The 19,350-nt window shown below is 66.9% G+C and carries 18 protein-coding genes and 3 tRNA genes; 14 read left to right on the plus strand and 7 right to left on the minus strand.

The window, feature by feature from the left end:
* The first annotated feature begins 231 nt into the window (after positions 1-231).
* From QM470_RS11820 to QM470_RS11840, 5 genes are all read left to right on the plus strand, one after another.
* A complete protein-coding gene (locus QM470_RS11820) occupies positions 232-2,751 on the plus strand; it encodes an ABC transporter permease (RefSeq protein WP_283339421.1) in 2,520 nt (839 codons plus the stop codon).
* Between the two features lie 235 nt (positions 2,752-2,986).
* Positions 2,987-4,207: an MFS transporter gene (locus tag QM470_RS11825; RefSeq protein ID WP_283339422.1), complete on the plus strand. Its 1,221-nt coding sequence runs from the start codon at positions 2,987-2,989 to the stop codon at positions 4,205-4,207.
* A gap of 58 nt (positions 4,208-4,265) precedes the next feature.
* Positions 4,266-4,631, plus strand: coding sequence for a TraR/DksA family transcriptional regulator (locus QM470_RS11830; protein WP_218332737.1), 366 nt, complete (start codon positions 4,266-4,268; stop codon positions 4,629-4,631).
* Between the two features lie 134 nt (positions 4,632-4,765).
* Complete coding sequence (locus QM470_RS11835; RefSeq protein WP_218332736.1) at positions 4,766-5,170, plus strand: group II truncated hemoglobin; 405 nt, start codon at positions 4,766-4,768, stop codon at positions 5,168-5,170.
* Positions 5,171-5,362: 192 nt separating this feature from the next.
* Complete coding sequence (locus QM470_RS11840) at positions 5,363-6,007, plus strand: LemA family protein (RefSeq protein WP_283339423.1); 645 nt, start codon at positions 5,363-5,365, stop codon at positions 6,005-6,007.
* A 151-nt stretch (positions 6,008-6,158) separates the two neighbouring features.
* Here the strand turns inward: QM470_RS11840 and QM470_RS11845 are convergent, their stop codons facing one another.
* The 5 genes from QM470_RS11845 to radC all read right to left on the minus strand — a co-directional run bounded on the left by QM470_RS11845 (position 6,159) and on the right by radC (position 12,032).
* Entirely contained in the window at positions 6,159-6,821 is a 663-nt protein-coding gene (locus QM470_RS11845) for a Smr/MutS family protein (protein WP_066539347.1), read from the minus strand.
* 141 nt (positions 6,822-6,962) lie between these two features.
* Positions 6,963-9,449: a TonB-dependent siderophore receptor gene (locus QM470_RS11850; RefSeq protein WP_283339424.1), complete on the minus strand. Its 2,487-nt coding sequence runs from the start codon at positions 9,447-9,449 to the stop codon at positions 6,963-6,965.
* A 253-nt stretch (positions 9,450-9,702) separates the two neighbouring features.
* Positions 9,703-10,710, minus strand: coding sequence for a FecR family protein (locus tag QM470_RS11855; RefSeq protein WP_283339425.1), 1,008 nt, complete (start codon positions 10,708-10,710; stop codon positions 9,703-9,705).
* A complete protein-coding gene (locus QM470_RS11860; protein WP_283339426.1) occupies positions 10,710-11,219 on the minus strand; it encodes a sigma-70 family RNA polymerase sigma factor in 510 nt (169 codons plus the stop codon). Before QM470_RS11860 ends, QM470_RS11855 begins: the two co-directional genes overlap by 1 nt.
* 99 nt (positions 11,220-11,318) lie before the next feature.
* On the minus strand, positions 11,319-12,032 hold the full coding sequence (gene radC / locus QM470_RS11865; protein WP_066539343.1) for a RadC family protein: 714 nt from the start codon (positions 12,030-12,032) through the stop codon (positions 11,319-11,321).
* An 88-nt stretch (positions 12,033-12,120) separates the two neighbouring features.
* On the opposite strand from radC, the gene QM470_RS11870 reads away from it, so the two are divergent.
* Positions 12,121-12,588, plus strand: a complete 468-nt coding sequence (locus QM470_RS11870; RefSeq protein WP_218332731.1) for an FKBP-type peptidyl-prolyl cis-trans isomerase — start codon at positions 12,121-12,123, stop codon at positions 12,586-12,588.
* Position 12,589: 1 nt separating this feature from the next.
* Entirely contained in the window at positions 12,590-13,579 is a 990-nt protein-coding gene (ispH, locus tag QM470_RS11875) for a 4-hydroxy-3-methylbut-2-enyl diphosphate reductase (protein ID WP_172591863.1), read from the plus strand.
* Positions 13,580-13,719: 140 nt separating this feature from the next.
* On the opposite strand, the gene QM470_RS11880 is transcribed toward ispH, so the two are convergent.
* Both QM470_RS11880 and QM470_RS11885 read right to left on the minus strand, forming a co-directional pair.
* Positions 13,720-14,004, minus strand: a complete 285-nt coding sequence (locus tag QM470_RS11880; RefSeq protein WP_283339428.1) for a hypothetical protein — start codon at positions 14,002-14,004, stop codon at positions 13,720-13,722.
* A gap of 106 nt (positions 14,005-14,110) precedes the next feature.
* Entirely contained in the window at positions 14,111-14,785 is a 675-nt protein-coding gene (locus QM470_RS11885; protein WP_283339429.1) for a CBS domain-containing protein, read from the minus strand.
* Positions 14,786-15,013: 228 nt separating this feature from the next.
* Between QM470_RS11885 and serS the strand changes: the two genes are divergently transcribed.
* The 7 genes from serS to rpsO all read left to right on the plus strand — a co-directional run bounded on the left by serS (position 15,014) and on the right by rpsO (position 19,221).
* Complete coding sequence (gene serS, locus QM470_RS11890) at positions 15,014-16,330, plus strand: serine--tRNA ligase (protein ID WP_283339430.1); 1,317 nt, start codon at positions 15,014-15,016, stop codon at positions 16,328-16,330.
* Between the two features lie 32 nt (positions 16,331-16,362).
* Positions 16,363-16,453: transfer RNA gene (locus QM470_RS11895), tRNA-Ser, on the plus strand.
* A 2-nt stretch (positions 16,454-16,455) separates the two neighbouring features.
* Positions 16,456-16,532: transfer RNA gene (locus QM470_RS11900), tRNA-Arg, on the plus strand.
* A gap of 147 nt (positions 16,533-16,679) precedes the next feature.
* Positions 16,680-16,756 (plus strand) — tRNA-Arg (locus QM470_RS11905).
* 85 nt (positions 16,757-16,841) lie between these two features.
* A complete protein-coding gene (gene greB, locus QM470_RS11910; RefSeq protein WP_218332728.1) occupies positions 16,842-17,402 on the plus strand; it encodes a transcription elongation factor GreB in 561 nt (186 codons plus the stop codon).
* A 308-nt stretch (positions 17,403-17,710) separates the two neighbouring features.
* Positions 17,711-18,796 (plus strand): bifunctional diaminohydroxyphosphoribosylaminopyrimidine deaminase/5-amino-6-(5-phosphoribosylamino)uracil reductase RibD, encoded by a 1,086-nt coding sequence (gene ribD, locus QM470_RS11915; RefSeq protein WP_283339431.1) that lies wholly within the window; start codon positions 17,711-17,713, stop codon positions 18,794-18,796.
* 158 nt (positions 18,797-18,954) lie between these two features.
* Positions 18,955-19,221, plus strand: a complete 267-nt coding sequence (gene rpsO / locus QM470_RS11920; protein WP_083520526.1) for a 30S ribosomal protein S15 — start codon at positions 18,955-18,957, stop codon at positions 19,219-19,221.
* Positions 19,222-19,350 lie beyond the last annotated feature (129 nt).

Here is a 19,350-nt window from a genome sequence, read left to right on the forward strand (position 1 = left end):
TCATCCTGAAGAAAATTTCAAAACCGTCATAAATACCTTCAATCTGCAAGTGGCATGTGGACAGTCGGTTGTCAGCAATGCGGGGTGGAACTGGTGTGGGCAATGACTTCGGAATGCGCTGCAGGCGTCCGTGGCTGACGCCCGCGCGACAGTTGGGGGCACTGCGGGCCGCCGCCGCACGGGTGCGCAGCGGCGGCTGGGGTTATGGGGGCATGCGCTATCGTGCGAACCATGCACATGGGTTTTTTGCAACTGGGCTGGCGCACGCTGTGGCGCGACGCGCGTGCGGGCGAGCTGCGCCTGCTGGTGATTGCCGTGGCGCTGGCCGTGGCGGCGCTCACCTCGGTGGCCTTCTTTGCCGACCGGCTGGAAGGCGGCCTGCAGCGCGATGCACGCCAGTTGCTGGGCGGCGATGTGGTGGTGGTCAGCGACAACGCACCACCGGCGGTGTTTGCCGAACAGGCCCGCCAGCGCGGCATGCGGATAGTGCAGACGCTCAGCTTTCCCACCATGGGCCGGGCACCGGACGTCAACGGTGGCGCGGCCAAGCTGGTGGCGCTGAAGGTGGTGGAGCCCGGCTATCCGCTGCGCGGACAGCTGCAGACCGCGCAGGGGCTGGAGCAGCCCGCCGGGGTGACGCAGGACATTCCCGCACCTGGCACCGCCTGGGTCGAGGCCCCGCTGCTGGCCGCGCTGAATCTGAATGTGGGCGACAGCCTGTTGCTGGGCGACGCCAGTCTGCGCATCGCCCGCATCCTGACGGTGGAGCCTGACCGGGGCGCAGGCTTCATGGCCTTTGCCCCGCGGGTGATGATCCACGCCGCCGATGTCCCTGCTACCGGTCTGGTGCAGCCTGCCAGCCGCCTGACCTATCGCCTGGCCGTGGCCGGCGATGCAGAAAGCACCATCGCCGCCTATGCCCGCTGGGCCAGGGCGGAGGTCGAAAACCCCGCCCACCACGGACTGCGCGTGGAAGCCATGGACAGCGGCCGTCCCGAGATGAAGCAGACGCTGGAGCGGGCCGAGAAGTTTCTGAGCCTGGTGGCCCTGCTGGCTGCGCTGCTGTCGGCCGTGGCCGTGGCGCTGGCAGCACGCAGTTTTGCCGCTCGCCACCTGGATACGGCAGCGCTCCTGCGTGTGCTGGGCTTACCGCAGCGCCGCATTGCCGCCGCCTATGCGCTGGAGTTCGCGCTGGTGGGGCTGGTGGCCAGCGCCATCGGCGTGGCCATCGGCTGGGGCGTGCACCATGTATTCGTCTGGCTGCTGGCGGGCCTGGTGGAGGCCGGCCTGCCCGCGCCCAGCGGCTGGCCGGTGGCCTTTGGCGTGGGCATGGGGCTGACCTTGTTGCTGGCCTTTGGCCTGCCACCGGTGCTGCAGCTGGCGCAGGTGCCGCCGCTGCGCGTGATCCGGCGTGAGCTGGGGGCGTTGCGGTCGGCATCGGTGGGCGTGCTGGCCGTGGGCGTGGCCGGGTTTGCCGCACTGTTGATGGCAGTCAGCCAGGATGCCAAGCTGGGCGGCATCGCCGTGGGCGGTTTTGCGGCCGCCACGCTGCTGTTTGCAGGCCTGGGCTGGCTGGCGGTACGGGCCTTGCGTCGCCTGGTCAATGAGGCCACGGCACCGCGCTGGCTGGTGCTGGCCACGCGCCAGCTGTCGGCCCGGCCGGGCTATGCCGTGGTGCAGATCAGCAGCCTGGCCGTGGGCCTGCTGGCCCTGGTGCTGCTGGTGCTGCTGCGCACCGACCTGGTGGCCAGCTGGCGCGCCGCCACGCCGCCGGATGCGCCGAATCGCTTTGTCATCAACATCCAGCCCGAACAGGCGCAGGACTTCCAGGCCGCGCTGCAGCGCGGTGGCGTGGCCCGCTACGACTGGTACCCCATGATCCGCGGCCGGCTGGTGCAGGTGAACGGCCGGGATGTGGCTCCTGCGGACTACGCCGAAGAGCGCGCCCAGCGCCTGGTGGACCGGGAGTTCAACCTGTCCAACGCGCTGGAGGCGCCGGCGCACAACCCCATCACCGCGGGCCGCTGGACGCCCGGCGAGGCCGATGGTGCCAGCGTGGAAGAAGGCATTGCCAGCACCCTGGGGCTGAAGCTGGGCGATCAGCTGACCTTCGATGTGGGCGGGGTGCGGCATGCTGCGCGCATCACCAGCCTGCGCAAGGTGGACTGGGGCAGCATGCGGGCCAACTTCTTTGTGATGTTCCCGGTGGAACAGCTCGAAGGCGTGGCCACCACCTATCTGGCGGCCTACCGCGCGCCGGACACCCCAGGCTTTGACAACGCCCTGGTACATGACTTCCCCAACATCACCAATGTGGACATGGCTGCCACCATCGCCCAGGTGCAGGGCGTGCTGAACCAGGTGATCCGGGCGGTGGAATTCCTGTTTGCCTTCACGCTGGCGGCGGGACTGGTGGTGTTGTTTGCTGCCGTCACGGCAACCCGTGAGGAACGGGCGCACGAATACGCGCTGATGCGCGCCATGGGGGCCCACAGCGGCTTGCTGCGCCAGGTGCAGCGGGCCGAGCTGGCGGGGGTGGGCCTGCTGGCCGGCGCCCTGGCCAGCGCTGTGGCCGTGGCCGTGGGCTGGGCGCTGGCGCGCTGGGTGTTTGAATTCACCTGGACTGCGCCGCTGTGGGTGCCGCTGGCCGGCGCCCTGGCCGGGGCCGTGCTGGCACTGGCCGCCGGCTGGTGGGGATTGCGCGAGGTGCTCACCCGCCCGGTGATGGCCACGTTGCGGGACGCGCAATAGGCTTTGTGATGGCCCGCAGGGCTTGTTGGGATGCAGCGGCTGGCCCCGGCTGCAATGCGCCTGGGCCTGTCGGGCGCGGATGCGGTCCTGGCACGGCCCGGTGCTGTCGCCGGTTTGCCAGCCGCAGCGGCGGTTGGCCCCGTTGCTGTAGCGGCACTGATTAAGATGCCCCGTCGCCTCTGCACGGGGCATTCACATTTCCAGGATCAGGCGCTGCAACGCAGCGGGGCAGGCCATGGCACAGGGCGGGGACAGGACGAACAACCGGACATTGGTGCTGCTGCTGGGCAGCACCCAGACGCTGTCCTGGGCTTCCAGCGTGTACCTGCCCGCCGTGCTGGCACCGGCCATGGCGGCCGATCTGGCGGTGGATCCGCCAGCGGTATTCGCGGCGTTTTCCGCGGCGCTGGTGGTGACGGCGCTGCTGGGGCCCAAGGCCGGGCGGCTGATCGACCAGCGTGGCGGCCGCCAGGTGCTGGGGGGCAGCCACATCGTCTTTGCCCTGGGTCTGGCCGCGCTGGCCTGGGCGCCTTCGCTGGCCTGGATGTGGGCCGCCTGGCTGTGGCTGGGCGTGGGCATGGCGCTGGGGCTGTACGAAGGTGCGTTTGCCACCATCGTGCGGATCAAGGGACGTGACGCCAAGACGGCCATCACCGGCGTGACATTGATCGCCGGCTTTGCCAGCACCGTGGGCTGGCCGCTGTCAGCCTGGATGGCGACGGCCTGGGGCTGGCGGGAGGCCTGCCTGGCCTGGGCGGCGCTGCACCTGCTGCTGGGCCTGCCGCTGGCCGCCTGCCTGCCGGGGCGCGGCGTGCGGGCCGCGGACGTGGCAGCGGCGGATACGCAGACTGCGGCGGCCGCGCCTGCCGACACTTCCGCATCCTCCACCGCCGTGCCCTGGCGCGTCACGGCCTTGCTGGCCTTTGCCTTTGCGGCCTGCGGTTTCGTCACCAGTGCCGTGGCGTCGCACCTGCCCCAGTTGCTGCAACTGCAGGGCCTGAGTCTGGGCGAGGCCGTGATGGTGGGGGCGCTGATTGGCCCTTCTCAGGTGGCCGCACGGCTGCTGGATTTTGTGGCCTTGCGCAGCGCTTCGCCGCTGTGGTCGGCGCGGCTGGCCGCACTGGCCCATGCGGCCGCGGTGCTGTTGCTGTGGGGGCTGGGCAACAAGGCGGCACCGGTGTTCGGTGTGGTACACGGGGCGGGCAACGGCGTGCTGACCATTGCCCGGGGCACGCTGCCGCTGCAGCTGTACGGCCCGGCGGGGTACGGCCGCCATATGGGCTGGATCCACGCGCCCGGGCGCTTTGCCCAGGCGCTGGCTCCCTGGGGCTTTGGCTGGTGCATGCAGTGGTGGGGAGGCGCGGCCTTCGGGTTGACGCTGGCCCTGTCGCTGCTGGCCGGCGGGGCCTTGCTGGTGCTGGGCTGGAAGGCGCCTGCGGCGGGGCACACCACGTAGGCTGTCCTACGTGAAAAAAAGCACACCGGCAGCAGGCCATCGTGGCATGCTGAACGGCATGACCACCTTGAATGCCACCCAACGTGAGCAGCTGCGCGCGACCCTGGAGGATCGCAAGGAAGTGCTGTTGCAGGAGCTGGAAGCCGTGCAGCACAGCCACCTGCGCCAGGCGGCGGATCCGGATGACCGGGTGGTGGATGACCCGGAAGAACAGGCGGAGCGCCTGACCGGCGAGGTGCTCAGCGACGCCGAAGCCCGGCGCGACCACGACGAGTTGGTGCTGGTGCGTGCGGCACTGGCCCGCATGGCGGAGGGCAGCTACGGCCTGTGCATAGACTGCGGCAAGGCCATTGCCGTGCCGCGCCTGCTGGCCCACCCGGCAGCGGCACGCTGCATTGCCTGCCAATCCCAGTTTGAGAAGTAGCCCGCAGGGCAGGGCCTACACTCCTGGGGTAGGGAAACCCTTGCGGCGTGGCAGCGCTGCCCGCGGCGCTTTCCCTTGGCCTTTTCGTTCCAGGCGCCGTGTGCGGCCCGGGGCGCTTTCCGTGTTCTGCTGCTATGTCTTCTGACGACCAACCCGCTTTTGCCACCCCCTTCGAATGGATTGGCGGCGAGCCCGCCGTGCGCCGCCTGGTGGACCGTTTCTATGACCTGATGGACCTGGAGCCTGCTTACACCGAGCTGCGTGCCGCCCATGGCAGCACGCTGGAGGATGCACGTGACAAGCTGTTCTGGTTTCTGTGCGGTTGGCTGGGCGGCCCCGATCACTTTGTGGAGCGCTTTGGTCACCCACGCCTGCGCATGCGCCACATGCCGTTTTCCATCGGCATTCTGGAGCGTGACCAGTGGGTGGCGTGCATGGACCAGGCCATGGGCGAGGTGCAGCTGGACCCGGCGCTGCGCGAACGCCTGAAAGCCAGCTTCACCCAGACGGCCGACTGGATGCGCAACAAAGGCGTTTGAATCCGACGACCCGGCGCTGCCGCCCAGACCGGTGCGGTGGTGGGGGCGCAGACGCTTTGGGTGGCCTGCCTGGCCGCCGGTGTTGATGCGGGTCAACGACGGCCCGATTTCGGGGACGGAAGACCGATGAGCGTAGCGCGCTGACGCTAGGGTATCCGCTAGGATGCGCCATCCAACAAGAGGGAGGCGCATATGGCAACAGGCGGGTGGGGCGTGCTGGCGGTGATTGTGCTGGCATTGCTGTGGGTGGCCTTGGCTTACAACCGTCTGCGTGCGCTGCACCACAGGGTGGAGACGGCCTACGGGCAGATCGACGTGCAACTCAAGCGCCGCCACGATCTGATCCCCAACCTGGTGGAGGTGGCACGCGCCCACATGGTGCATGAAGCCGCCACGCTGGAGGCCGTGATCCGTGCACGCTGCATTGCCCAGGGGGCTGCCAGTACCGCCCGCCGGCACCCCGGCCAACCCGGCGCCATGGGGGCCCTGGCCATGGCAGAGCAGAGCCTGAACGGGCAGATGGGCCAGTTCCGTCAGCAGGCCGAAGCCTATCCCCAGTTACAGGACGACGAGCGCATGCTGCAGTTGCGCGAAGCCCTGGGCAGCACCGACAAGCGCATGGGCCTGGCGCGCCAGGCATATAACAGCCAGGTTGCGGACTACAACCGCCGCGCCGGTCGCTTTCCCGATCTGTTGCTGGCGCGGCTGATCGGCTTTGCCCATCTGGACCTGCTGCAGGCTGCCGAAGGTGTGCCGGCGCAGGGCGAGCCCAGAGGTGTTTCTGATCCCGAGCTTGCAGCCGCCGCGCTGCAAGCGGGCAGGCCATGTGCCAGTTGACCGCCTGAAGGGGCGTGCGGTGGTGGTGCGTGGACGCCCTGGCGATCTGCAGGCGTACTGACACTGCTGCGGCCGCCGGGTTCGGCGCGTCACCGTGGCGAGCCTGTGCCACTACATTCGCGGCAGTCAGGACGTAAGCGTTAGGGTCCTGTCAGCCGCCGGGGACCCAGCGCTTGCCGGGCTGCAGCAGCACCACCAGCGCACCGGCTCCGCCTTCGGCCGGGCGGGCCTGCACAAAGGCCAGCACCTCTTTCTTCTGCACCAGCCAGCTTTGCACCCTGCCTTTGAGCACCGGCGTCTTGCCCGGTGAGCCCAGGCCTTTGCCGTGCACCACCCGCACACAGCGCAGGCCGGTGCGGTGCGACAGGCGGATGAACTGGCCCAGCGCCTCGCGTGCCTCGTCCACGCGCAGGCCGTGCAGGTCCAGCTGGCGCTGGATGCTCCACTGGCCGCCGCGCAGCTTGTGCGTCACATCGGTGCCAATGCCGGGGCGGCGGAAGCTTAGCTGGTCGTCGGTGTCCAGCAAGGTGCTGACATCGAACTCGTCACTCATGGCTTCCATCAGCACGCGCTGCTCGTCCAGCACGAACTGGATGGGTTCGGGCGCGGGCACCGGCGCTTCCAGAGCGGCCTGGTTGTGGGTGGGCAGCGGGGTCACATCCCCCACGCTGAGCACGAACAGATTGCGTTCGCGCTCCACGCGGGCAGCGGCTTCGCGCCGCGCCTGGGCTTCGGCCTCTGCACGCGCAGCAGCCTGCGCTAGGTGCTGGCGCAGCGGCTGGAGGTCCTGCAGGGAATGGGCTTTGAGCATCATGGAAGCCCGTTTGTACCGGATAAACCAAGTCCATGGCTGGCACACAGGGCTTTGTCGTTCCCCGCCTGTGGCGGCGACAGACGGGGACGGGTGTCCAGAGGGCACAGCCCGGGCACCCTGGCGGGTGGAGGCTGCGCAGCCTCAGTACTGGTAGCGCACGGTCACGGCAAAGCTGCGCGGGGTTCCGGTCATCAGATTGCCCCAGTTGGCACGGCTGGGGATGGTCTGGTAGTAGTGCTTGTCCGTGGCATTGCGCACATTGAACTGCACGCTCAGGTGGCGGTCATGCTGGTAGTTGGCGTGCAGGTTCAGCAGGGTGTAGCCGCCCTGGGCCAGGTTGGGCAGCAGGCTGCTGTGGGTGCCGCTTTGCATCTGCACATCGCCGCCCAGACGCCAGTGACCGCCGGGCAGGCGGTAATCGGTGGCCAGTTTCAGCAGCTTGCGCGGGGTGAGGGTGTCGTAGTCCGTGCCCCGGCTGCTGCCCTGCACATACTTGGGGTGGCTGTAGCTGTAGCCCGCGCTCAGGTTCCAGCCTGGCAGCGGGGAGCCGGAGGCTTCGATCTCGAAGCCGCGGTTGCGCACCTTGCCGCCTTCGGTGTAGCAGCTGCTGGTGCCGGAGGTGCCGCAGTTGGGGTCGAGGTCCAGTTCTTCGGGCAGGTTGGTCAGCTCCGACTGGAACACCGACAGCGCGGTCTGAAGCCGACCGTCGAAGAAGCTGCTCTTGATGCCGGTTTCGTAGTTGCTGCCCTTGACGGGGTCCAGCAGGCCACCGGGGCCGAAGTAGCTCTGGATCTGGTAGATGCTGGTGTAGCTGGCGTAGAGGCTGTGGTGGCCGTTCAGGTCGTAGACCAGGCCGGCATAGGGAATGAACTGGCGGCCCGTGGCGTAGGGTTCGTTCACATAAGGGCTTTGGACATCGTATTCGGCCCAGCTCAGGCGGCTGCCCACGATGGCGCTGAGCGCATCGGTGGCGCGCAGCCGGGTGGCGGCGTACAGGCCTTTTTCGCTGCGCTGGTAGCGGTAGTTGGCCGGCTTGGCGTAGTTGATGATGGGCGCGGGAATGGCCCAGTAGTCGAAGTTGGTGATGTCGACGATGGGTGTGTTGGTGGCCGAATAGATGGGGAAGGCAAAGTCATCCTTGCGGTGGCTGGCACCCAGCATCAGCTCGTGTTCACGGCCCCAGAGCGTGAACGGACCGCTGGCCTTGAGGTCGAACGCCAGTTGCTTGTCGATGTAGTCCACGTCCACGGCCACCAGGCGGTAGAGATCGTCCGAGCCGCTGACCCGCGCCGGGTAGGAGGCCAGGTAGTCGGCATTGGAGCGCATCACATTGACCGCACCCGTGACTTTCCAGCCGTTGCCGAACTGGTGGCTCAGTTCGCTGAACAGGGTGTAGTTGTCGCGGTTCAGGTGGGCCCAGGGGCCTGCCAGCGAGGTGGAGCGGGGCAGCTGGTAGAACGAACCGTCGGGCCGGGTGTTCAGCCCGCCCCATTCATAGCCGCGGTGGCGGTCCCGCTGGACGGTGGCGCCCAGCGTCAGCAAGGTGTCGGGGCTCAGGTCGGCTTCCAGGATGCCGTAGAGCAACTGGTTGTCCTTGCCGGAGCCGGTTTTGTAGCTGTTGCCGTTGTTGGCATAGGCCACGGCACGGCCGCGCAGCGTGCCGGCTTCGTTCAGCGGGCCGGCCACATCGACCTGGGCACGGTAGTCGGCCCAGGAGCCGGCGCCGACTTCGCCCTTGAGCTGGAATTCCCGCGTAGGGCGCTTGCGTACCAGATTGATGGCACCGGACGGGTTGCCTGACCCCTGCATCAGACCGTTGGCGCCGCGCACGAATTCCACGCGGTCGTAGATCACCAGGTTGTTGCCGGACATGGCGTCCATCGAGTAGTTCTCGGACATGCTGACCGACATGCCGTCGATCTGCAGGTCGCTGACCTGCAGGCCGCGCGCGTAGTAGACCGAGCGCTCGGTGCCGTTTTTGGAGTAGCTGATGCCGGTGGCCGCGTTGGCCACGTCGTCCAGCGATTGCATGTTCTGGTCCAGGATCTGCTGCTGCGTGACCACGGTGACGGCCTGGGGCGTTTCCCGTTGCGTCAGCGACAGGCCGGTGGCCATGCGGCTGGGGCCGGTGGCGGTGTAGCTGGTAGAGCCCTCGGTCACGCCATTGAGTTCCGGCGCGGCCTTGACGGTGACTTCCTTCAGGGTGGGGCTGTCGCCGCTGCTGCTGACCGGTGCCGGCGGGTTGCCCGGCACCACGGTCAAGGTGCCGCTGGTGGTCACGGCCAGTTGCAGGCCGCTGCCGGCCAGGGCGCGCTGTGCGGCCTGCTCGGCACTCAGTGCACCGACCACGGGGGCTGCCTGCTTGCCGGCCAGCAGCGCAGGGTCGGCACTGATGCGGCGGCTGCCTTCGCGGGCGATGCGTGCCAGGGTGTCGCCCAGCGGGCCGACGGGCAGATTCCATTGCAGCACGGCTGCGCTGCGGGATGCAGGCGGCCTGGCGGTCTGTGCGTGGGCGAGCGGGATCTGGGCCAGCAGGCCCCAGGCCAAGGCCAGCACCAGGGGCGAGTGGCGGTGGGGCGGCGTGTGGGAGGCAAGCGATGCAGAAGAGGGCGAGAGCGGTGCAACCATGGTGCAGACCATCCTTGTGAGGGCAATGAGAAAAAAGCGGGTTCTTTGGTCTGTCCAACGGGGTGTGACAAAACCCTCACGAAATGGAAATTTTTTTCAAGGGGCAGCGGTGTGCGTATCCGCCCGGGTGGCCTGCCGCGGTGCCTGGGACGGTGGGGTGGTGGGGCGGGAAAGTCCGGAGTCACCAGGTGGCGGCATCCGGTGTGCGGTACCGGTGCCGTGCGGCCTGTGGAGCCCGCGCGCGGCCCTGGCTTCAGGTGCGCGGGGGCGCCAGGTCGATCAGCGTCAGCCACTGGCCCCAGTGGCGCACCCGGATGGGGTGGGTGTCCACCAGGTCCTGGAGCACCTGCTGCGGGTGCTCCAGCGCAAACACGCCAAAGATGCGCAGCTGCGCGGCTTCGGGGCTGATGCGCAGCAGCCCGGGCTGGTAGGGGCGCAGCGCATCGATGACCTCGCCCAGCGGCTGGTTGCGCACATCGATCAGGCCATCGGCCCAGGCGGCGGGGGCGCTGCCGGGCTCCAGCAGGGTGATCTGCGTGTCGGTGAAACGGGCGCTTTCGCCCTGCTGCAAGCTGCGCTGCTGGCCGCTGGCGGTGGTGATGCGCACGCTGTGCTCCAGCACCTGCACCAGGGTGCTGTCGGACTGCTGGCGCACCATGAAGCGTGTGCCCAGCGCCTGGGCCGTGCCTTGGGCGCTTTGCACGGTGAAGGGGCGAAGCACGCCGGGCAACCGTGCCACCTGGGCGATCAACGCGCCTTCACGCAGTTGCACCAGCCGCTGCGTGCTGCTGAAGGCAATGTCCACGGCGGAGCCTGCGTCCAGCAGCAAGGTGCTGCCGTCGGCCAACTGGTGCTGCAGGCGTTCCCCGGTGCCGGTATGCAGATCGGCCACCAGGGCGGGAAAAGGGGTGTGGCGGCTGGCCAGCCAGGACGTGCCCAGGCCGGCCAGCACCACGGCCAGGCCCGAGCCCAGCAGCTTGCGCCGCCGCGCCTGGGTGGGGAGCGGGGCCAGCAGCGCCTGGCGGCTGGCATGGTGGACGCCTGCGCTGCTGCGTTGCAGCTGCAACATGGCCGCACCCATGCTGCCTTGCAGCCGGGCGTGCAGATGGTTCCAGGCCTGGCGGTGCAGCGGATCCTGCGCCAGCCATTGCTCTAGGGCCTGCTGCAACTGGGCATCCGCCTGGTGGGGCGGATCCAGGCGCAGTAGCCAGTCCACGGCCTGTTCCAGGGCCCAGCCGGGCAGTGCAGGTGTGGGCGACATCACCACAGCGGCTCGGGCAGGGTGCACAGGTGCAGCAAGGCCTGCTTCTGGTAGCGCTCGGCCGTGGAGAGGGACACCCCCAGGCGGGTGGCGATCTCGCTGTGGCTCAGGCCGTCGAGCTGGCGCAGCAACAAGGCCTGGCGCACCTTGGGCGGCAGACCGCCCAGCCAGAGATCCAGGGTGTGAATGGCTTCGCACACCAGGGCATAGTCCTCGGCCGAGGGGGCCAGTGCGGGCGGCTGCTGGGCCAGGGCATCCAGCCAGGCCTGTTCCAGCTCGCGCCGGCGCCAGAAGTTGTAGAGCACCCGCTGCGCCAGGGTGGTCAGGTAGGCGCGCGGCTCCAGGATGGCCTGGGCCTGGCGGCCGGTAATGACGCGCACAAACGTGTCCTGGGCCAGATCCGCCGCCTGATGGGAATCCCCGAGCCGGCGGCGCAGCCAGCCGTGCAGCCATTTGCCGTGGTCGACATACAGGGTGTGGACCGGATCGGTGGTGGCAGGCGCGGACATGGGAGTAGATGAATGCAAATGAGAGCTTTTCTCATTATATGGTGGTGCCGCGCCTTGCGGCGGCCTGCGCCGGTGCGGGGGCGGGGTGTTGCCTGGCTGCTACATCCAGCCGGCTTCGGCCATGGACAGTGCCGCACCGGGGCCGACGATCACATGGTCTAGCACGCGCACATCCACCAGGGCCAGGGCGGAGGTCAGGGTGCGGGTCAGCTCCTTGTCGGCCGGACTGGGCTGCACGCTGCCACTGGGGTGGTTGTGCGACAGGATCACGGCGCCGGCCTGGTGGTGCAGGGCGCGCAGCACCACTTCGCGGGGGTAGACCGCGGTGGCGGTGAGGGTGCCGCGAAACAGCTCTTCGAGCGCGATCAGCCGGTGCTGGCTGTCCAGAAACAGCGCGGCAAACACTTCGTGCGGGCGTGGTGCCAGATGCAGCTGCAGGTAGTGCTGCACCGTCTGCGGGTCAGTGAACACGGTGCGCTCGCGCAGCTGCTGGGCGGTGGCGCGCTTGGCCAGCTCCATCACGGCCAGCAGCTCGGCACGCTTGGCCGGGCCCAGCCCCTTGATGCGGGCCAGATCCTGGGCGTTGGCATTCAGCAGACCGGCCAGTCCGTCGAACCCGCCCTGGGGCAGGCCCGTCTCCGGGTGGCGGCCTGGGGCATCGAGCAGGCTTTGCGCCAGTTGCAGCACCCCGCAGCCCGCCAGGCCGGTGCGCAGCAGAATCGCCAGCAGCTCGGCGTCGGCCAGTGCGGCCGGGCCGCGGGCCAGCAGTTTTTCACGGGGTTGGGCGTCTGTGGGCAGGTCTTTGAGGGCCATGGGCAGTGCGGTCGGACCACGCTATGCGCGTGGATGCTGCGGGGGCATGTGCGGCTTTTTACAATAGCGGCAGATTAACGGGACATCCATGACGACCACCACCCACGCATCCGCGCCCACCGTACAGCCGGGCTCCTTCCTCACACTGCATTACCGTCTGGCCGGTCCGGCCGGTGACGTGATCAACACTTTCAGCGAAAAGCCCGCCACCTTGTCGCTGGGCGCGGGTGAGCTCTCGCCTGCGATGGAAGAGCAGCTGCTGGGCCTGGCCGAAGGCACGCACACCACGTTCGAGCTGCCTGCGGGCGCTGCCTTTGGGGATCGCAACCCCGACATGGTGCAGTGGGTGGCGCGCAAGCTGATGAACGAGCTGGGCGACCCGCACGAACAGTACAGCGCCGGCGATGTGGTGCAGTTTCCCACGCCCGACGGCCTGGGTCAGTACGCCGGTGCCGTGGTGCAGGTGCGCGAGGACGGCGCCGTGCTGTTCGACTTCAACCACCCGCTGGCCGGCCAGCCGGTGACGTTCGAAGTCAAGATCATCGGGGTGCTCTGAGGTGCAGGGCGCCAAGGAAATCCTGATGGCCGAGCCGCGCGGCTTCTGCGCCGGCGTGGACCGTGCCATCGAGATCGTGGAGCGCGCACTGGCCAAGTTTGGCGCACCCATCTACGTGCGCCACGAGATCGTGCACAACACCTTTGTGGTCAACGACCTCAAGGCCAAGGGCGCCATCTTCATTGAAGAACTGGACGAAGTGCCGCCTGGGGCCACCCTGATTTTCAGCGCCCATGGCGTGAGCAAGGCCGTGCAGCTGGAAGCCCAGGCGCGCGGTTTTTCCATCTTTGACGCGACCTGTCCGCTGGTCACCAAGGTGCATGTGGAAGTGGCCAAGCTGGCCAAGGAAGGCTACGAGTTCCTGATGATCGGCCACAAGGGCCACCCGGAAGTCGAAGGCACCATGGGCCAGCTCTCCGAAGGCATCCACCTGGTGGAAGACGAGGCCGATGTGGCTACCGTGGCGCCGCGCCAGACCGAAAAGCTGGCCGTGGTCACGCAGACCACGCTGTCCGTGGACGATGCCGCCGGCATCATGGCGGCCATCAAGCTGCGCTTTCCACAGGTGCGCCAGCCCAAGCAGCAGGATATCTGCTACGCCACGCAGAACCGCCAGGACGCCATCAAGGTGCTGGCGCCGCAGGTGGACGTGGTGATTGTGGTGGGCAGCCCCACCAGCTCCAACAGCAACCGCCTGCGCGAGCTGGCCGCCCGCCTGGGCACGCCGGCCTACATGGTGGACAACGCGGGCGAGCTGAAGGAAGAGTGGTTTGCCAACGCGGCCCGCGTTGGCCTGACGGCGGGTGCATCTGCACCCGAAGTGCTGGTGCACGACGTGATCGCCCGGGTGCGCAGCCTGGGCGCGGTGTCGGTGCGCAAGATGGACGGTATCGAAGAGACGGTGAAGTTCCCCCTGCCCAAGGGCCTGAAGATCGACGCGGCCACGGGGCTGGAGATCGAGGTGCGCAAGACGCCGGAAACCGGGGCCTGAAAAAGGCAGTGCAGGCTGCGGTGGCGGCCTGCTCCTCTTTCAATCTCTCTATCTCTCAAGATCAGGACGTCCCATTTTTTGGGACGTTCCTTTTTGAGGGAATCCAGCCGCCGCATGGGCCAGCCGGCGGCAGGCAGTTTTCAGCGGTGCATGGCCAGGGTCAGCGGCACCGGGCGGTGGCGCAGCAGGCCCTTGGCGGCGCAGGCGCTGGTCACCACGGCCAGCACCAGGCTGGCGCGCCAGGTGGCGGCGCCCGACAGGCTGCTCCACCAGGTCAGCACGGCCAGCGCCAGGGCGGCCGCTGCGCTGCCCAGCATCAGCAAGGCCAGCGCAGCGGCGCGCGCCGGATTGGGCGCCTGGCGGTCCAGCGGCCAGAAAGCCAGGGTGGCGGTGCCCAGCAAAGCCAGCAGACAGAGCGTGAACATGGTCCTTCCTCCCTTTAACAAGTCTCTGCAGTATGCAGTGCAAGCCAAATGCGCACAGCCTGCTATGGATTGATCGCGTTGTCTTTACAGGACTGCCCGTAGCGCATCAGCTCCACAGATCCAGAGGCGGGTCGCTGGCAATCGCCTTGAGCAGGTCGGTGCGCGAGATGAAGCCGGCCAGGTGGCCCTGCTCATTGGTCACGGGCAGGCCGGGCAACCCATTGTCCAGCAGCACACTGGCCACGCGGCGTAGGTCGGTGTCTTCCGCCACGGTGGGCACGGGCGTCACCATCACCTCAGACACCGGGCGGCGCGCCAAGGCAATGGCGTCGCGCACCGCACCGGGGGTGGGCAGCAGGTCCAGTGGGGCCATGTCGGCACGCAGCAGCAAGCCGATCACCTGCTGGGCATCGTTGAGCACCGGCGCCTGGCTGACGCGGTGCAGAGCCAAGGTCTGCCAGGCATCGTTGACCATGCTGCGCGGCGAGACGGTGAGGGCGCCGCGTGTCATCACATCCCGTACCAGGCTCAGCGGGCGGCGCTCTTCCTTGGGGCCTTGTGCGGCGCTGGCGTAGGCCGACACCGCACTTTGCGCCGGCGCGCGGCGCAGCGTGGTCTCGGTGGACGGTTGCGGCAACAGGGTGCTGGAATCGGTGTCGGTGTCGGCTACCAGCGTGTTCAATGCCTGGGGGCGCTGCACGCGGCGTACCGGGGCGATCTGCGACAGCCGTTCCGGCCCGCCGTGGTACATGGGGCCGTTGATGCCGAATACATAAAACATGGTGTCTCCCTCGTGCTGGTCGGTCTGTGCGCGCCATGGGCCGTCCATTGCAGTGCGCTCTCCATGCTATCGGCATCTGCGCGCTTTTCTTGTGCCCGGTTTCGCTGACAGTCCGGCTTCGCATCTGGCGGGGCAGGTCGGGGAAAGCGGGGGGTGGGGCCATGCCGGCGCAGCATGCAAGCCACTGCGGCGCGCGCAGCGGCGGCGGCGCCACTAAAATCGCGCTCTATGCTCGACATTCAACTTCTCCGCAAAGACCTGGACTCGGTCGTCGCCCGACTGCTGACCCGCAAGAACCCCCAAGCCTTCCTGAACGTGGAAGCCTTCAAGGCACTGGAATCGGAACGCAAGTCCATCCAGACGCGCACCGAGGAACTGCAGTCCAAGCGCAATCAGCTGTCCAAGCAGATCGGCATGCTGATGGGCAAGGGTGAGAAAGACGCCGCCGAAGCCGCCAAGGCCGAGGTGGCCGCCATGAAGACCGAGCTGGAGCAGTCCGCCGCACGCCTGGAACAGATCCAGACCGAGCTGCAGGCCATGCTGGTGGCTGTGCCCAATCTGCCGCACGCCTCCGTGCCCGTGGGTGCGGATGAGGAAGGTAATGTGGAAGTGCGCCGCTGGGGCACGCCCAGGACGTTCGACTTCGACATCAAAGACCATGTGGACCTGGGCACCCCCCTGGGCCTGGACTTTGAATCCGGCATCAAGCTCAGCGGTGCCCGCTTCACCGTGATGAAGGGCCAGATCGCCCGCCTGCACCGCGCGCTGGCGCAGTTCATGGTCGATCTGCAGACCGAGGCCCATGGCTACACCGAATGCTATGTGCCCTACATCGTCAACAGCGACTCGCTCAAGGGCACGGGCCAGCTGCCCAAGTTCGAGCAGGATCTGTTTGCAGCCAAGAAGGGCGGGCAGGACGCCGAGCCAGTGCCTGACACCGCCGCGCTGTACCTGATTCCCACGTCGGAAGTGCCGCTGACCAATCTGGTGCGCGATGAAGTGCTGGCCGAAGACCAGTTGCCGATCAAGCTGACGGCGCACAGCCCCTGCTTCCGCTCGGAAGCCGGCTCGTCCGGCCGCGACACCCGTGGTCTGATCCGCCAGCACCAGTTCGACAAGGTCGAGATGGTGCAGATCGTGCACCCCGACAAGAGCTACGAAGCGCTGGAAGAGATGACGGTGCACGCCGAGCAGGTGCTGCAGAAGCTGGGTCTGCCCTACCGTGTGGTCAGCCTGTGCACCGGCGACATGGGCTTTGGCGCAGCCAAGACCTATGACCTGGAAGTGTGGGTGCCTGCCCAGAATGTGTACCGTGAAATCAGCTCGGTCTCCAACTGCGAAGCCTTCCAGGCCCGTCGCATGCAGGCGCGCTTCAAGAATGCCCAGGGCAAGAACGAACTGGTCCATACCTTGAACGGCTCTGGCCTGGCGGTGGGCCGCACGCTGGTCGCCGTCCTGGAGAATTACCAGAACGCGGATGGCTCCATCACGGTGCCGGAAGCACTGGTTTCGTACATGGGTGGCAAAACTTTGCTGAAGGCCTGATTTTTAGGCTACAATAGATGCTTCGACACACCGGAGAGGTGGCAGAGTGGTCGAATGTACCTGACTCGAAATCAGGCGTACGTGAATAACGTACCGTGGGTTCGAATCCCACCCTCTCCGCCAATGCGGCTGTAGCTCAGCTGGATAGAGTACTTGGCTACGAACCAAGGGGTCGTGGGTTCGATTCCTGCCAGCCGCACCAGATACAAGCCCCAGAAACGAAAGTTTCTGGGGCTTTTGTCTATTTGTGAAAGCCTTGCTTTTCAGCGTCATGAAAAACAAGCTTCTTCCAAAGAAATTTGGAATTTCGAAAGTAAGACAATAAAACTGTCCTATAATCGATAGCTTAGCGGCTGTAGCTCAGCTGGATAGAGTACTTGGCTACGAACCAAGGGGTCGTGGGTTCGATTCCTGCCAGCCGCACCAAACGTCAAGCCTCAGAACAGAAATGTTCTGAGGCTTTTTCGTTTTTGGCGTGGGTGCGGCGCGGATGTGTGAAGATGGACAGCCTATGAACAAGGCCTTCACCAAAGAATCCGACGGGGATGACGATGACGATCAGCCCGGCTTGCCGCCTTTGCCCGCAGGTGGCAAGAACTACATGACGCCTGCGGGTTGCCAGCGGCTCAGGGCCGAGCTGCTGGAGCTGATCGACAACGAGCGTCCCAAGATCGTGGATGTGGTGCACTGGGCGGCCAGCAATGGCGACCGCTCGGAAAATGGCGACTATCTGTATGGCAAGAAGCGGCTGCGTGAGATCGACCGCCGCATCCGCTTTCTGACCAAGCGCCTGGAAATTGCCGAAGTGGTGGACCCTGCCGTGCACCATGGCAGCGACCAGGTCTACTTCGGTGCCACGGTCACCTATGCCGACGACGAAGGTGAAGAGCGCACCATCACGATTCTGGGGATTGATGAGGCGGACAGCAGCCAGGGGCAGGTGAGCTGGATTGCGCCGGTTTCGCGTGCCTTGCTGAAAGCGCGCGTGGGGGATGAGGTGCCGCTGCCGACGCCGGGTGGCGTGCGCATGCTGGAAGTGCTGGAGGTGCGCTACCCGTCGCCTGCTGATTAGAGGGCGCTTGCGCAAGCTGCCGTGCCGTCCGGTGGTGGGTGCGGCTGCGTGGGCTCGAGGAAGATGGGCTGTGGTCCACCATGGCTGGCGGGTAATCTGGGCGCGGAGGTGCTGGTGCGGACTGGCGCCAAAACCCGGGACAATGACGGCGGCCTGCGTACCGCCGGTGCCAAAGCGCATGGTTGGTGCTGCCAATGGCCGGTTTCGGGGTGTGCGGTGCCGGTGGTGTGGCGAATAAATGGCCGATTCGGATGGGAGTGCACATGGGTGACAGTCAGCAGCAGCCGCACAGCGAGGCTGCTTTTTTTATGAACCGGGCTTTGGAATTGGCGCAGCAGGCGATGAACCGCACCTCGCCCAATCCACGGGTGGGTTGTGTGCTGGTCAATCCGCAGGGGCAGGTGGTTGGCGAAGGTGCCACGCAGAAGGCGGGTGGCCCGCATGCCGAGGTCATGGCGCTGCGGGATGCCGCAGCACGCGGTCAGCAGGTGCAGGGGGCCACGGCCTACGTCACGCTGGAGCCCTGTGCGCACACCGGGCGGACCGGGCCCTGCTGCGTCGCCTTGTCCGAGGCCGGGGTGGCCAAGGTGGTGGTGGCCTTGCTGGATCCCAATCCCCGTGTGGCGGGGCAGGGCATTGCCCACCTGCGCGCCCATGGCATTGCCGTGGAAGTGGGGGAGGGTGCTGCCCAGGCGCGTGAGCTGAATCTGGGTTTTCTGAGCCGCATGGTGCGCGGCCAGCCGTGGGTGCGCATGAAGGCGGCCACCTCGCTGGATGGGAAAACGGCGCTGCCCAACGGGCAAAGCCAGTGGATCACCGGGCCTGCGGCGCGCGAAGACGGCCAGGTCTGGCGCGCCCGGGCCTGTGCCATCCTGACGGGGGTGGGGACGGTGCTGGCGGACAATCCGCGCCTGGATGTGCGCAGCCTGCCCACGGAGCGCCAGCCGCGTCTGGTGATTGCCGACAGCCAGTTGCGTACGCCGCCCGATGCCGCGCTGTTCGCGGCCGACCGGCAGGTGCTGATCTATGCCGCCCAGGTGCAGGGGGCGCGCGCCGAGGCGTTGCAGGCACGCGGTGCGGTGCTGGTGGAAATGCCGGATGCCCAGGGGCGGGTGGATGTGCCTGCCATGCTGAGGGATCTGGCGCGGCGCGAAGTCAATGAGCTGCATGTGGAAGCGGGTGCCGTGCTCAATGGTGCGGTGATTGCCTGCGGCATGCTGGATGAACTGCTGCTGTATATGGCGCCCAGCTTGCTGGGGCCGGGGGCGGACATGGCGCAATGGGGGCCGCTGACGGATCTGGCCCAGCGCGTGCCGCTGGCATTTCACGATGTGGTGCCGGTCGGTGGAGACCTGCGGGTGCTGGCCCGTGTCCCGGGACGCGACCAATTCTGAGGCTCCGACCCGCTGGAAGGGTTGCGCTGGGGCAGGCGTGCGGCGACTTGTTATAATCGCGGGGTTTTGCATGGTGCAAGACGCACGCAGGCGGCCGTTCCAGCCCTTGCGCAAGTAACCAAAGGCGGCTTTGCGCTGCCTTCCAATAAGGAAAAATCATGATCGCTGCCTCTATCAAGGCTGAAGTTGTCAAGGCCAACGCCCGTGCTGAAAACGACACTGGTAGCCCCGAAGTGCAAGTGGCTCTGCTGACCGCTCGCATCAACGAACTGACCCCTCACTTCAAGCAACACGCCAAGGACCACCACGGTCGTCGCGGCCTGCTGCGCATGGTGAGCCGTCGTCGTAAGCTGCTGGACTACCTGAAGTCCAAGGACGCTGACCGTTACACCGCCCTGATCGCCAAGCTGGGCCTGCGTAAGTAAGCACAGTGCAAGATCAAAACGCCTGAGTTAGCGCGCTAGCTCAGGCGTTTTTTACTTTGGAGTTTGCCCAGACAGAGCGAAGCTGTGTCATTCCATAAATCTGCAAGCTATTGAAAAAATAGCGTTTTG

Source organism: Comamonas sp. 17RB (genome assembly GCF_030056555.1).
Classification (GTDB): domain Bacteria; phylum Pseudomonadota; class Gammaproteobacteria; order Burkholderiales; family Burkholderiaceae_C; genus Comamonas; species Comamonas terrigena.